Here is a 12,755-nt window from a genome sequence, read left to right on the forward strand (position 1 = left end):
CGCCACTCGACGGCCTCGTTTTCGAGAAACCGGTACGTGGCGATGGTTTCGCCCCAGCCGTTGCACGACTTGGGGATGCTGGCCGCCGGCCTATCCGAAAAGCGCTCCATGATCTTCCTTGCGCGCCTGTCGAGGCGGGCATCCCCAAGGTAAAGTTCAGCAAATTCCACGTCCGTCCAGTGCGTCGATTCAGTCATAATTGCTTGAGGCAAAAGACAAGAGTAAACCTGAAATTTCAAGGGTTTACAACACAATTCGCAAGTGCTTGAATGTTAACGGTTTTTCCCGGCACCGGTGTTGTCTGTCGGGCATTCTTGGCGGACTGGAGATGTGTATAAACCTATGCCTTCGAACGTTGTCAAATCGACTCCGATATTTTGACTTCTTGGAGTCCCAAGGAGCATAACCTCAAGATGCGTTTCGCGCGCTCGTTGCGTATGAACTTCCAACAGGTTGGGGATGCAAAAGCGGTCAATGAGGCAATTACACAAGAACTTGATGCTACGTCACGTCATTTACTTGAGTCTTGGCAATCTGAAATTGAGTTTCACCGTAAGAAGTACCCTGGCCTTCTGCGCGTTCGCCAGTTTCTGGCTTGGGTTGAGTTTTGGGTGCTTCATTTTATCTGGGGGAATGGCGAGAGTATTTCTAAGCTGCTGCGGACGATCATTATTGTGATGATGATCATTGCTGCCTACGATGCAAATGCTTCCAGCGGCGCGGCCACGATCCTAGACTACTGGGAGAGTCTGAAGGCCGCTCCGGCAATATTCCTCGGGACACTTTCTCGTCCATCCCACACTATCGCAGCCGCGTCGGCGATCGTTGCTGCAAGGCTAATTGCGTTATCGTTGCTCACCGCGCTCCTGGTCAAGCGCTTTGGTCGCCGATGAATATACACTTTTACGCGTTTGGCTCGATTTGCCGGGGTGAAGTTGATAAGTCATCAGATGTCGACCTCCTTGCCTGCATCACAGGGCCCAATTCTGACATCGACACTGAAAAATTTTCGGTATATCAGCATGATCGATTGCGCAGCCTATGGGCAGAAGGAAATCCGTTTGCTTGGCACCTCCATTTGGAATCTAGGCTATTGTTTTCGTCAGATGGTATAGACTTCATCGCGTCGCTGGGAGCTCCCGTAGCCTACACAGCTGGAGCGGAGGACTGCGAAAAGTTCGCTAACCTTTTTTCTGATTCGTTTAATCAACTATCGAAAACCCGAGTGAACGCCACTTTCAATCTGTCTTGCATGTTCCTAGGTATTAGAAACTTTGCCACCTGCTATTCTATCTGGCGTGGCCATCCCGTTTTTTCAAGGAGATCACCCTTGTTGATTGATGTGCCTCTGAGCGTGGACGCAGAAGCATTTGGCGTCCTCACGCGCGCGCGAGTGTTGTCAACGCGGGGGATTGGCCTTGCGCTGTCGGACGAAGAGGTTATGCTTGTACTCAGGGCGGTTCCTTCCATCCAAACCTGGATACGTCAACTACTCGCAGAGGTAAGAGGATGACTGAATTCAACAATCGCATTGCCGCTCAGCGAGAAGTGCTTCTCGCTGTGAACAGCGCGCATTGGCGCGAGGAACTCTACGGAATGTCTAGTGGAGCACTTGACCGCTGGGTGCAAGCCAACAGCCTCAATCGAAGCTCTAAATTGGTGGGTCTGCTCGTAGAGGTCGCGGGTAAGCTATTTTTTCTTGCCAACAAGAGCCAAGAGCAGGTAACTGCCGAATACCGCCTTCATTCCTCCGAAGTTTCTGAACTTACTGAAGCAATTCGACTTGAGGTTCAGCAATTAAGAGTTTTCGGTACTAATACGGATAAAACCTAAAAGAACTTCGGTCTAGTCAGTAGGGTTGACCTGGTCAATCTGTGTGAACGCACCTACTCGGCACTTGACCACCCGGTGCAACTGAACTGGCGTAGTCGTTCCAATTTACGCTACGTGGCTGCCAATAAAGATGTACCAATGTCAGCAATGGCGAAGCGGAAGTTCGAAAAACATATTCTCAACTTGCTGTGATGGCTCCGCCGCTCGTGCTGATATCGCGTGCTTGATTGCGCTCTATAATTTTGCAGTGCTTGCGTTTTACGAGAATGGATGGCGGCTTAGATGCGAATACTCACTGAACCGTCGGGCTCAGGAGCGGCCGATGCGCATGTCGAACTTCCAGGTGAGCAGGCGTAGCAGGGTGATGAAGGTGGCGCTGGCCCACAGCGCGAAGTCGTCCGGCACGTCGGTCTTCATCAGCAGGATGTAGAGCCAGCAGCCGAAGAAGGCGCAGATGGCGTAGGGCTTGCCGTCGCGGAAGACCATCGGCACCTCGTTGCAGACGATGTCGCGCAGCACGCCGCCGAAGATGCCGGTGATCACCCCCATCATCGAGGCGATGAACACCGGCATGTGCGCCGCCTGCGCCTGCGACACGCCGGCCACGGCGAACAGGCCCAGGCCGATGGCGTCGGCGACGACGATCAGGCGTTCGGAGACGATTTGGCGCAGGGTGCGGATCAAGGGCGAGGCGATCAGGGCCAGCACGAAGATCAAAATCGCGTATTCCTGGTGCTGGACCCAGAACAGCGGGCGCTTGTCGAGCAGGATGTCGCGCAGGGTGCCGCCGCCGAAGGCGGTGATGAAGGCCACGGTGAACACGCCGACCAGGTCCATGCGCTTGCGGCGCGCCTCGATGAAGCCGGAGAACGCGCCCACCAGGATCGCCACGATTTCAATGATGGTGATCAGGGAGACGTGCGGCATGTGCTTCATGTTTGGGACTTGGCAAGGTTGTTAATGCCATAGGTTAACATGAGGCAGCTGCCAGCGGGGGTGGTTTTGTTGCTGGGTTGGAAGTGCTTACCCCGCCAACCAAGCTGAGTGGCGGGCTGGCGTCACCAGTTGGGGTCAGACTCCCCGCCTTGGCGCCGTACGGGGTCTGACCCCCGCCACGCCTTGGGGTAGGCGGCTAGCGTTGCGGCAGCAGGGCGGCGCGCAGCAGCACCACCAGGGCGCCTTCGCCGCCGTCGGACGGACGGGCGACGCAGAAGGCCACCACTTCCTCTTTTTGCACCAGCCAGCTGTGCACCATCGACTTGAGCACCGGCTCCTGGCTCTTCGAGCCGAAGCCCTTGCCGTGGATTACGCGCACGCAGCGGTAGTTGCGCAGCGCGGCGCGGCGCAGGAACTCGCCGAGGCCGTCGCGCGCCTCGTCGCGGCGCAGGCCGTGCAGGTCCAGGTCGTCCTGGATCGGCCAGTGGCCCTTGCGCATCTTGCGCACCACATCGGGGCCGACGCCGGGCGCCGCGTAGTTCAGCGCCGGGTCCTCCTCCATGTAGTGGTCGACCTCGAACAGGTCGGACAGCGACTCGCGCAGCACCGCCTGGTCGTCCTCTTCCTGGGTGCGCGGCCGGGTGGGCGCGGCCGGCGCGGCGCCGGCCTTGGGCAGGCTCGGCACGAAGCGGTTCTGCTCCGGCATGCGCTTGACGCCGCCCACGCTGGACTGGAACAGGTTGGCCTCGACCGCCTGCACCTTCTCGCGCTTTTCGCGCTCGGCCTTGGCCACGGCGCGCACGTCGGCCTGTTCCTTGAGCTGCTTGGCCAAGGACTTCAGGTCGGCGAAGTCTTTCAATCCCATCGCGCGGTCCGCTTATTCCTGCGCTTCGAGGAAGCGCTGGGCGTCCAGCGCGGCCATGCAGCCGGTGCCGGCGCTGGTGATGGCCTGGCGGTAGATGTGGTCCTGCACGTCGCCGGCGGCGAACACGCCGGGCACGTTGGTGGCGGTGGCCATGCCCTCGGTGCCGGTGCGGGTCTTGATGTAGCCGTTGTGCATGTCCAGCTGGCCTTCGAAGATGCCGGTGTTGGGCTTGTGGCCGATGGCCACGAACAGGCCGTGCACGGTCAGCTCGGTGACGGCGCCGTCGGTGGTCGACTTGATCTTGACGCCGGTGACGCCGCTGTCGTTGCCGACCACTTCGTCCAGGGTGTGGTTGTACTTCAGCACGATCTTGCCTTCGGCGACCTTGGCGTTGAGGCGGTCGATCAGGATGGCCTCGGCGCGGAACTTGTCGCGGCGGTGGATCAGGGTGACCTTGTTGGCGATGTTCGACAGGTACAGCGCCTCTTCGACGGCGGTGTTGCCGCCGCCGACGACAGCCACTTCCTGGTTGCGGTAGAAGAAGCCGTCGCAGGTGGCGCAGGCCGACACGCCCTTGCCCATGAAGGCTTGCTCGGACGGCAGGCCGAGGTACTGGGCCGAGGCGCCGGTCGAGATGATCAGCGTGTCGCAGGTGTATTCATGGCTGTCGCCGATCAGGCGGATCGGCTTTTCGTTCAGTTTGGCGGTGTGGATGTGGTCGAACACGATGTCGGTGTTGAAACGCTCGGCGTGTTGCAGGAAGCGCTGCATCAGCTCGGGACCTTGCACGCCCATCGGATCGGCCGGCCAGTTTTCCACGTCGGTGGTGGTCATCAGTTGGCCGCCCTGTTCGACGCCGGTCACCAGCATCGGTTTGAGGTTGGCGCGCGCGGCGTAGACGGCGGCGCTGTAGCCGGCGGGGCCGGAGCCAAGGATCAGAACGCGGGCGTGTTTGGTAGTCGTCATGGAGGGCTTCTTCAGAAAAAGTGGAGTGGTCCAGAGTTGGGGGCTTGGGCGCAGAGTACAAGGCGGTGTGCCGCGCATTGCAATCGTGCAAGCAATGCAGGATTATAGTCCAAGCCGGCTAGGCGGTTGAATCAAGAGGGCTGTTTTGCCCGCTATGCCTTAGAATAACCGTATGTGGGTATTTCTTACCCGACAACATTGCGGTTGAAGCGGAGTTGAAGCGTAGTTGAAGCTGAGCCGAGCCGCAGTGGCGCGCCTATTTTCACCCATTTGTACATGATCCAAGCAGCACAATTCCAGAGCGTATGACGAAACCCAGCCCCGCAGCAGCCAACAGCTATACCCGCAACGTGACAGAGCGACAACCCTTGCCCAACCGGCTGGTGCGCCTGCTGTCGGAAGCGCGCTGGTTCGCGCTGGCCGCGCTCGGTCTGTATTTCGTGCTGATTTTGCTCAGCTATTCAAAGGGCGACCCGGGCTGGTCGCACGCAAATGTGGTGCCCAAGGTACACAATCTGGGCGGCCGCGCCGGCGCCTGGCTGTCCGATTTGTTGCTGTTCATCTTCGGCTTTTCCGCCTGGTGGTGGTGCTTGTGCCTGCTGCGCATTGTCTGGAACGGCTACCGCCGCCTGACCCGCAAATTCCTCCTGGCGCAGGAAGAGGAAGAAGAGCACCAGCACGAGAACCTGATTCGCATCGTCGGCTTCGTGCTGCTGTTCATCGGCAGCGTCGGGCTGGAGTTCCTGCGCATGTATTCGCTCAAGGTGCAACTGCCGCGCGCGCCTGGTGGCGTGCTGGGCCAGCTGGTCGGCCACTCGGCCGACGTCGCCTTCGGCTTCACCGGCGCCACCTTGCTGCTGTTGCTGCTGTTCGGCCTGGGCTTCAGCCTGTTCTTCCAGGTGTCCTGGCTGGCTGTGGCCGAGCGTATTGGCGGTGGCATCGAGACGGCGATCGATTGGTTCATCCAGCGCTACCAGTACCGCGAGGACCGCCGCCAGGGCGAGGTGGCCGCCGTCAAGCGCGAGGAGGTGGTGGTCATCGAGCGCGCCAAGCACGTCGAGAAGCATGTGGTGGCGGCGCCGGTCAAGATCGAGCCGCAGATCGTCGCCGTGGTCAAGTCCGAGCGGGTCGAGAAGGAGAAGCAGGCCAGCCTGTTCCAGGACCTGAGCGGCGACAGCCAGCTGCCGCCGTTGTCGCTGTTGGACGAGCCGGCCGCCGTGCAGGAGACAGTGTCGATCGAGACGCTGGAGTTCACCAGCCGCCTGATCGAGAAGAAACTGTCCGACTTCGGCGTCGAGGCCAAGGTGGTGGCGGCCTATCCCGGCCCGGTGGTGACGCGCTACGAGATCGAGCCGGCCACCGGCGTCAAGGGCAGCCAGATCGTCGGCCTGGCGCGCGATTTGGCGCGCTCGCTGTCGCTCACCTCGATCCGCGTGGTCGAAACCATTCCCGGCAAGAACTGCATGGCGCTCGAGCTGCCCAATCCGAAGCGGCAGATCGTACGCCTGAGCGAGATCGTCGGCTCCAAGGTCTACAACGACAACGCCTCGCCGCTGACGGTGGCGCTGGGCAAGGACATCGCCGGCAAGGCCGTCGTCGCCGACTTGGCCAAGATGCCCCACCTGCTGGTGGCCGGCACCACCGGCTCGGGCAAGTCGGTCGGCATCAACGCGACCATCTTGTCGCTGCTGTACAAGTCCGACCCGGCCGACGTGCGCCTGATCCTGATCGATCCGAAGATGCTGGAGATGTCGGTCTACGAGGGCATTCCCCACCTGCTGGCGCCGGTCGTCACCGACATGCGCCAGGCCGGCCATGCGCTGAACTGGGCGGTCAACGAGATGGAGCGGCGCTACAAGCTGATGTCCAAGTTGGGCGTGCGCAACCTGGCCGGCTACAACGCCAAGATCGCCGAGGCGGCCAAGCGCGAGGAGCACATCCCGAATCCGTTCAGCCTGACGCCGGACTCGCCCGAGCCGCTCGACAAGCTGCCGACCATCGTCATCATCATCGACGAGCTGGCCGACCTGATGATGGTGGTCGGCAAAAAGGTCGAGGAATTGATCGCCCGTATCGCGCAGAAGGCGCGCGCCGCCGGCCTGCACTTGATTCTGGCGACGCAGCGCCCATCTGTGGATGTGATCACCGGCCTGATCAAGGCCAACATCCCGACCCGCATCGCCTTCCAGGTGTCGTCGAAGATCGACTCGCGCACCATTCTCGACCAGATGGGCGCCGAGGCGCTGCTGGGCATGGGCGACATGCTGTACATGCCGCCGGGCACCGGCCTGCCGGTGCGGGTGCACGGCGCCTTCGTCTCGGACGAGGAGGTGCACCGCGTGGTCAAGCACTTGAAGACCACGGGCGAGCCGAACTATATTGACGGCATCCTCGAGGGCGGCACGCTCGAAGGCGAGGGCGGCGCGGCCGGCGGCGAGGCCGGCGAGGCGGGCGGCGAGGCCGACCCGATGTACGACCAGGCGGTGCAGGTGGTGTTGAAGAACCGCCGCGCCTCGATCTCGCTGGTGCAGCGCCATTTGCGCATCGGCTACAATCGCGCCGCCCGCTTGTTGGAACAGATGGAAAACAGCGGCGTGGTGTCGCCGATGCAGTCGAACGGCAACCGCGATATCCTGGTGCCGGCGGCCAGCGCAAGCGCAGAACAATAAGGAAAACAGTATGCAACGTTTCAAAGCGATTTTCGTCCTGGCCGGCGGCCTGCTGCTGGCCGGTGCGGCCCAGGCCAGCGCGCTGGAGCAGTTCAAGTCCTTCGTCGCCAGCACCAAGTCGGCCAAGGGCGAGTTCAGCCAGCGGCAGATCAAGAACATGGACGGCGGCAGCACCGCCAAGCCGGCCAGCAACTCGAGCGGCACCTTCGTCTTCGCCCGTCCCGGCAAGTTCATCTGGACGTACGTGAAACCGTACGACCAGCTGCTGCAGGCCGACGGCGAGCAGCTCTACATCTACGACAAGGACTTGAACCAGGTCACCGTGAAGAAGCTGGGCGACGCGCTGGGCTCGTCGCCGGCGGCGATCCTGTTTGGCAGCAACGACCTGGAGAAGAACTTCACGCTGGCCGAGGGCGGCACCAAGGAAGGCCTGGAATGGCTCAAGGCGACGCCCAAGGCCAAGGACACCAGCTTCGAGCAGATCTCCATTGGCCTGCGAAACGGCCTGCCCGAGGCGATGGAACTGAAGGACAGCTTCGGCCAGGTGTCCGTGCTGGCCTTCAAGAAGTTCGAAAAGAATCCGGCGCTCGGCGCCAACGCCTTCAAATTCGTCATGCCGAAGGGCGCCGACGTCTTCAACAATTAACCATTTGCCCGATCTGGTGAACAACGCCGCTGCCCGGTGGCGCGGCGTTTTTCCCGTTGTGGCGACAGCAAACGAATCGACCCATCCGCATGGCTGACCTATTTTCCAACGAACCACGGCAGCCCCTGGCCGAGGCGCTGCGGCCCAAGACGCTCGACGAGGTGATCGGCCAGAGCCAGCTGCTCGGCCCGGGCCGGCCGCTGCGGCTGGCCTTCGAGTCCGGCCGGCCGCACTCGATGATCCTGTGGGGGCCGCCGGGCGTGGGCAAGACCACGCTGGCGCGGCTCACCGCCAACGCCTTCGACTGCGCCTTCATCGCGCTGTCGGCGGTGTTTTCCGGCGTCAAGGACATCCGCGCCGCGATGGAGCAGGCCGAGCAGAATTTGGCGATGGGCAAGCACACCATCCTGTTCATCGACGAGATCCACCGCTTCAACAAGGCAGTCAAGTTCTTTTTTAATCAATCACTTACGAAGTTCATTGTGCAGTTAATTGGGCTACACCATCGGTTTTCGTTTTCTAATGGGGGTGTAATCCATGGCTGATCTGTTCGGAATGGAGCGCAACAAGCCAACCCCACCACTGGCGGAAGCACTGCGACCGACAACCTTAGATGAGGTCATTGGGCAGAGTCATTTGCTCGGAGAAGGGAAGCCGTTGCGACTGGCTTTTGAGTCGGGCAAGCCGCACTCTATGATCCTGTGGGGTCCTCCAGGTGTAGGCAAAACCACCTTGGCACGACTGACCGCCAACGCCTTCAAGTGTGAGTTCATCGCACTATCAGCAGTGTTCTCCGGTGTTAAAGATATCCGCGCCGCAATGGAGCTGGCAGAGCAGAACCTTGCCATGGGCAAGCACACCATTCTGTTCGTTGACGAGATTCACAGGTTCAATAAGTCCCAACAAGATGCCCTGCTACCGTATGCCGAATCTGGACTGGTGACACTGATCGGGGCGACCACAGAGAACCCATCTTTTGAGGTCAATTCGGCGCTACTATCACGAGCTCAAGTGTATGTCCTCAAGTCACTGACAGAGGACGAACTCAAGGAGCTTGTTAGCACCGCCCAAGGAAAAGTTCTAACCCATTTACAGTTCGATGATGCCGCCATTGATACCCTCGTTGGCTATGCGGATGGGGATGCGCGCAGACTTCTCAATTTGTTGGAACAGACCAGCACCGCAGCAGGAGCGGCACGCACCAATCACATCACCCCAGAGTTCATCCAAAATGCGCTCACGTTAAACGCACGCAGGTTTGACAAAGGGGGCGACAATTTTTACGACCAGATTTCTGCTTTGCATAAATCAGTCCGTGGGTCGAACCCCGATGCTGCACTTTACTGGCTGTGCCGCATGTTGGATGGCGGCGCAGATGCCAAATATTTGTCCCGCCGCATTGTCCGCATGGCATGGGAGGACATCGGTTTGGCTGACCCAAGAGCCATGCAGATTGCCAATGATGCTGCCACGACGTTTGAAAGGTTGGGTTCTCCAGAAGGGGAGCTAGCACTTGGACAGGCAGTAATCTATCTGGCTATTGCCGCCAAGAGCAATGCTGGTTACAACGCCTTCAATCAGGCTATGGCATTTGTGAAGAAGGACAAGTCGCGTGAGGTTCCAGTTCACCTCCGAAATGCCCCCACAAAGCTGATGAAGGAGCTAGGCTACGGTCACGAGTATAGGTATGCTCACGATGAGCCACATGCCTATGCTGCTGGCGAAACCTACTTCCCAGACGACATGCGGGAACCAGGTTGGTATGAGCCAGTGCCGCGTGGTTTGGAGGGTAAGATTGCCGACAAGATGGCATTCTTGCGCAAGCTGGATGATGATGCTAAAAAGGTATGATATGAAAAAAAGTGAACCTGAAAAAATCTGTGCATTGTGTCCCGCAATCCTGACTGCTGAGAATTTCACTAGGGAACATATCATTCCTAATTCTATCGGTGGACGAAAGAAGACGACAGGCTTTATCTGTAATACCTGCAACAACGATTGCGGGAAGAAATGGGAGTCGGTTCTTGCGGAACAATTTCTTTGGTTTTCACTTGCAACAGGTGTAAAAAGAGAAAATGGAAATTCTCCGAATCTTTCCGTAAAGACTGTGGAAGGGGAAAATCTTCTGTTACGTCATGATGGATCAATGACCGCTGCAAAACCCACATACTCAGAACAAGAAGAAAATGGGAAAATTAAAATAAAGATTCAAAGTAGAACAAAAGAGGAAGCACGAAAAATTGTCAAAGGCGTAGTTAAAAAATATCCCACAGTTGACTTCAATGAATCCATGGACAATTTTATTGTCGAGCAAAGCTATTTGGAAAGTCCATTAGCCATGGAACTTCAATTTGGTGGACCTGATGGTGGAAGGTCAATGGTCAAAACTGCTTTTGCATTAGCATCAGAATACGGAATTTCCAACCGCAAATGTGAAAAAGCTATTGACTATTTAAAAGATAGTGAAGTTACGCCTCCCTTTGGATTTTGCTACACTGTCGATTTGGTTAAAAATAGACCAGTCGATGAGATTTTTCACTGCGTTGCTATAAGAGGACTACCGAAATTTAGAAAGCTATTGGGATACGTAGAATACTTCAACATGGCTCGAATTCTTGTCGAGTTAAGTGATGAATATGATGGAGACGATATCTATCATTCCTATTCGATTGACCCAACAACCGGGATCGAAGCCGATATTGAGGTCGACTTCAATGTCGATATCGAGATCTTAAAGGCGATCTTAGATGGCGACGGAATGCCTTTGGATAAATACAATGAGGCAGCAAATTATATTTTGCCCATAGTATTGAAAAAGAATTTTGATCGTGAAAGAAATCGGGTCGTGGTAGATGCTGCAAAACTCGCCTTTGAGACTTTAGGTGTCGAGCCTGATCAGAACTTACCACAAGAAAAAAATCAGGAATTTATTAACATATTAATGGAGCAGATAAAGCCATTTATCATTGCCAATTTAAAAAATAAATTTCACTGACAAAGCTCAATAGGAAGATAGGGAAGTAGTCTTTCTCCTCAACTACATGTCTGCTTCAATTTGTGCTGCTGTTAGAATTCGTGCTAGTAAATGTTCCTTATCTGGCGCACTAAGATTCACTAAGCTTTCAATGTGCTCCCTCATTGGTTTGACATTTCTTTCAGCCGCTACAATGATGTATTTTACATCACTCACATTGTAAGTAAGCCTGTATGGTTCAAGAAGGTCTTTGTGAGTTTGCTTCTTCGTTGGATCATTAATGTCAGATTCAGGAACAAAAGGCCAAACAGCAACCGAATTGAGCGGAAGGACGTATCTCCACTCTCTTTCGTCAGCAAACCTGTAATGTTTAGCTTTCTTGTTTTTTCGTTCTAAAATTCCCTCATAGTTTTTTATGTAGCGCTGAACATTCATAAGATTCATGTAGTCTTTGTTCAGCTGATTGGCAGTAGCGTAGTCGGTTAGTCCAGTGGCAGCTGTAAGAAGAGAGTGAATCCCTTGGAGTCCGTGAAGGAGATTGTTTGTAAATTCACTATTTTTATTAACGTATGCGACAGGATTAAGACCATTAATCAATGCCCATTCTTTTGTCATTCCAATTCCAAATTTTCCATATTTTCTCATGTGAGTTGGAAGTTCTGATAACCGTAAATCACAGAATGAAACCATCGGGGCGGCAAACTTTCGATCAGCTCCGTTGTTGTTGATAGTTTCAGTCGAATAGCCAGGACGGAATCCTTGATCATTGAGAATTGCCTTTAGTCCGGCTAACTTCGTAAAATGGAAAAGAATGTCAGGGTATGGACTTTGCATAGTATTTTTTTATGTTAGTAATGATGCTTCCAATAGTAATCGATAGTTGCGAGCCCGTCTAGAAAATTTTTAGTGTTGAGTTATATTTTTGCATTATTTTCCTTCTCTGTAAGTTTTTGTTTTAGGTTGGATTGGAGATCTTCATTGAGTTTCTTTTTTGCAAGCCATTGACCAAATTCTTCTTCGGTAAATTCTTCACCATTCATATACCAATGAATGGTGCCGTCAGGCTCTTCAATTGCAGGACCGTCTTCACGATGAAGCACGCCATTCAAGAACCAAGACTTAGTGCCGTCATCTACTTCAAAAGCAGGACCGTCCTCACGGTGAAGCTTCCCATTTAGATACCAACAGATTTCTTCACCTTCCTCATGTCTTCCGTTTTTCATATCTTAATTACTTCCCTTTATAGTTAAATTTAGATTTTTGCATCGCCTAATCCTTTGGGATCAATCTTGGCTGTTGTATTAGTCGCTGAACTGTTCGATGGACTAGAGGCTTGGCTCAACGTTTGGCTTGTTGTTGGCGTTGTGACTGGTCTTGTTGGAATTGTCGCTGGCGTCGAGAACTGAGTAATCGAGCTACTTGGCTTTACCAATTCTTTAACTACATCCTTACCAATAACTCTTTCCTTTTCTACATCTCTCCCTGCATCTGCCACCGTATCGATTTCATTTACTGCTTTGGCAACGGCGTCACTAAGTTCTTTCAATTTCTTGTTGTCTATCCATGCACATTGAACCCACTTTGCCGCAATCCTAGACAACTGTTTTCCCTCAAGTTTGTCCGCACCTCTAAGCCTCAGAATGATGTTGGCTTCTTCCGCAGTTCTTTCCCAGCTAAACCCCAATTCTTTTAACGCCATAATTTCGTTGCGATAATTGTCAACATGACTCAACACTTTCATTGGCTCTTTTTTAGTCACAGCTTTAACCAATGATTCGACCCAGTTTATTTCCTTTTTCTTGGTTTTTCTTTTGACGCTTACTTTGATTAATTTTTCTGTCATGTCTTCCTCATCTGATCGTTATG

The 12,755-nt window shown here is 55.2% G+C and carries 13 protein-coding genes and 1 pseudogene; 7 read left to right on the forward strand and 7 right to left on the reverse strand.

The features are described 5' to 3' along the window. A partial coding sequence (locus tag BM252_RS27885; RefSeq protein WP_174900709.1) for an IS4/Tn5 family transposase DNA-binding protein occupies window positions 1–197 on the reverse strand: 197 nt, incomplete at its 3' end. A 216-nt stretch (window positions 198–413) separates the two neighbouring features. Here BM252_RS27885 and BM252_RS27890 point away from each other — a divergent pair. Together BM252_RS27890 and BM252_RS27895 are read left to right on the forward strand one after the other, a co-directional pair. Then, window positions 414–893, forward strand: coding sequence for a hypothetical protein (locus BM252_RS27890; protein WP_093390953.1), 480 nt, complete (start codon window positions 414–416; stop codon window positions 891–893). Between the two features lie 616 nt (window positions 894–1,509). Continuing rightward, window positions 1,510–1,833 (forward strand): hypothetical protein, encoded by a 324-nt coding sequence (locus BM252_RS27895; protein WP_093390954.1) that lies wholly within the window; start codon window positions 1,510–1,512, stop codon window positions 1,831–1,833. 309 nt (window positions 1,834–2,142) lie between these two features. Here the strand turns inward: BM252_RS27895 and BM252_RS27900 are convergent, their stop codons facing one another. The 3 genes from BM252_RS27900 to trxB form a co-directional block, all read right to left on the reverse strand. Then, window positions 2,143–2,760 carry a trimeric intracellular cation channel family protein gene (locus tag BM252_RS27900; RefSeq protein WP_093390994.1) on the reverse strand — a complete coding sequence of 206 codons (618 nt, stop codon included), beginning with the start codon at window positions 2,758–2,760 and terminating at the stop codon, window positions 2,143–2,145. A 205-nt stretch (window positions 2,761–2,965) separates the two neighbouring features. Further along, window positions 2,966–3,634 carry a Smr/MutS family protein gene (locus BM252_RS27905; protein ID WP_093390956.1) on the reverse strand — a complete coding sequence of 223 codons (669 nt, stop codon included), beginning with the start codon at window positions 3,632–3,634 and terminating at the stop codon, window positions 2,966–2,968. Window positions 3,635–3,646: 12 nt separating this feature from the next. Next, window positions 3,647–4,600, reverse strand: a complete 954-nt coding sequence (gene trxB, locus BM252_RS27910) for a thioredoxin-disulfide reductase (protein ID WP_093390957.1) — start codon at window positions 4,598–4,600, stop codon at window positions 3,647–3,649. A gap of 305 nt (window positions 4,601–4,905) precedes the next feature. On the opposite strand from trxB, the gene BM252_RS27915 reads away from it, so the two are divergent. The 5 genes and pseudogenes from BM252_RS27915 (at window position 4,906) to BM252_RS27935 (ending at window position 10,910) form a co-directional block, all read left to right on the forward strand. Then, window positions 4,906–7,269, forward strand: a complete 2,364-nt coding sequence (locus BM252_RS27915; protein WP_093390958.1) for a DNA translocase FtsK — start codon at window positions 4,906–4,908, stop codon at window positions 7,267–7,269. A gap of 10 nt (window positions 7,270–7,279) precedes the next feature. Beyond that, on the forward strand, window positions 7,280–7,915 hold the full coding sequence (gene lolA / locus BM252_RS27920; protein ID WP_093390960.1) for an outer membrane lipoprotein chaperone LolA: 636 nt from the start codon (window positions 7,280–7,282) through the stop codon (window positions 7,913–7,915). Between the two features lie 89 nt (window positions 7,916–8,004). Next, window positions 8,005–8,412 (forward strand): annotated as a pseudogene (locus BM252_RS27925) (AAA family ATPase); the annotation flags it as partial. Between the two features lie 40 nt (window positions 8,413–8,452). Further along, entirely contained in the window at window positions 8,453–9,766 is a 1,314-nt protein-coding gene (locus tag BM252_RS27930; protein ID WP_093390962.1) for a replication-associated recombination protein A, read from the forward strand. Window position 9,767: 1 nt separating this feature from the next. Next, a complete protein-coding gene (locus tag BM252_RS27935; RefSeq protein ID WP_174900710.1) occupies window positions 9,768–10,910 on the forward strand; it encodes an HNH endonuclease in 1,143 nt (380 codons plus the stop codon). Between the two features lie 42 nt (window positions 10,911–10,952). Here BM252_RS27935 and BM252_RS27940 read toward each other — a convergent pair whose 3' ends face one another. The 3 genes from BM252_RS27940 to BM252_RS30610 form a co-directional block, all read right to left on the reverse strand. Further along, window positions 10,953–11,723, reverse strand: a complete 771-nt coding sequence (locus BM252_RS27940) for an abortive infection system antitoxin AbiGi family protein (RefSeq protein WP_093390965.1) — start codon at window positions 11,721–11,723, stop codon at window positions 10,953–10,955. Window positions 11,724–11,803: 80 nt separating this feature from the next. Further along, window positions 11,804–12,112 (reverse strand): hypothetical protein, encoded by a 309-nt coding sequence (locus tag BM252_RS30605; protein WP_139236788.1) that lies wholly within the window; start codon window positions 12,110–12,112, stop codon window positions 11,804–11,806. A 29-nt stretch (window positions 12,113–12,141) separates the two neighbouring features. Continuing rightward, the gene (locus BM252_RS30610; RefSeq protein ID WP_139236789.1) at window positions 12,142–12,732 is read right to left on the reverse strand and encodes a hypothetical protein; all 591 of its coding nucleotides are present in this window, start codon (window positions 12,730–12,732) and stop codon (window positions 12,142–12,144) included. Window positions 12,733–12,755 lie beyond the last annotated feature (23 nt).

The sequence above is a fragment of the Rugamonas rubra genome, from assembly GCF_900114705.1.
In the GTDB taxonomy this organism is placed as follows: Bacteria; Pseudomonadota; Gammaproteobacteria; order Burkholderiales; family Burkholderiaceae_D; genus Rugamonas; species Rugamonas rubra.

Excerpts from the sequence above, each read along its gene's own strand:
- BM252_RS27915 (WP_093390958.1), top strand. The coding sequence starts at position 4,906 with ATGACGAAACCCAGCCCCGCAGCAGCCAACAGCTATACCCGCAACGTG.
- BM252_RS30605 (WP_139236788.1), bottom strand. The coding sequence starts at position 12,112 with ATGAAAAACGGAAGACATGAGGAAGGTGAAGAAATCTGTTGGTATCTA.
- BM252_RS27905 (WP_093390956.1), bottom strand. The coding sequence starts at position 3,634 with ATGGGATTGAAAGACTTCGCCGACCTGAAGTCCTTGGCCAAGCAGCTC.
- trxB (WP_093390957.1), bottom strand. The coding sequence starts at position 4,600 with ATGACGACTACCAAACACGCCCGCGTTCTGATCCTTGGCTCCGGCCCC.
- lolA (WP_093390960.1), top strand. The coding sequence starts at position 7,280 with ATGCAACGTTTCAAAGCGATTTTCGTCCTGGCCGGCGGCCTGCTGCTG.
- BM252_RS27895 (WP_093390954.1), top strand. The coding sequence starts at position 1,510 with ATGACTGAATTCAACAATCGCATTGCCGCTCAGCGAGAAGTGCTTCTC.
- BM252_RS27900 (WP_093390994.1), bottom strand. The coding sequence starts at position 2,760 with ATGCCGCACGTCTCCCTGATCACCATCATTGAAATCGTGGCGATCCTG.
- BM252_RS27935 (WP_174900710.1), top strand. The coding sequence starts at position 9,768 with ATGAAAAAAAGTGAACCTGAAAAAATCTGTGCATTGTGTCCCGCAATC.
- BM252_RS27930 (WP_093390962.1), top strand. The coding sequence starts at position 8,453 with ATGGCTGATCTGTTCGGAATGGAGCGCAACAAGCCAACCCCACCACTG.
- BM252_RS27940 (WP_093390965.1), bottom strand. The coding sequence starts at position 11,723 with ATGCAAAGTCCATACCCTGACATTCTTTTCCATTTTACGAAGTTAGCC.
- BM252_RS27890 (WP_093390953.1), top strand. The coding sequence starts at position 414 with ATGCGTTTCGCGCGCTCGTTGCGTATGAACTTCCAACAGGTTGGGGAT.
- BM252_RS30610 (WP_139236789.1), bottom strand. The coding sequence starts at position 12,732 with ATGACAGAAAAATTAATCAAAGTAAGCGTCAAAAGAAAAACCAAGAAA.